The organism is Pantoea sp. USHLN256 (genome assembly GCF_037149875.1).
Classification (GTDB): domain Bacteria; phylum Pseudomonadota; class Gammaproteobacteria; order Enterobacterales; family Enterobacteriaceae; genus Pantoea; species Pantoea nemavictus.
In genome coordinates, this window is record NZ_JBBCQO010000061.1 from 1 (window position 1) to 223 (window position 223).

Genomic DNA, 223 nt, shown 5'->3' on the forward strand with positions numbered 1-223 from the left:
CCTGCGTGCGCTTTACGCCCAGTAATTCCGATTAACGCTTGCACCCTCCGTATTACCGCGGCTGCTGGCACGGAGTTAGCCGGTGCTTCTTCTGCGGGTAACGTCAATCGGTGAGGTTATTAACCTCACCGCCTTCCTCCCCGCTGAAAGTACTTTACAACCCGAAGGCCTTCTTCATACACGCGGCATGGCTGCATCAGGCTTGCGCCCATTGTGCAATATT

Annotated in this window: 1 rRNA gene; it reads right to left on the reverse strand. The window is 55.2% G+C overall.

Going from position 1 to position 223, the window contains the following annotated elements:
* Positions 1–223, reverse strand: a 16S ribosomal RNA gene (locus WFL93_RS24345); the annotation flags it as partial.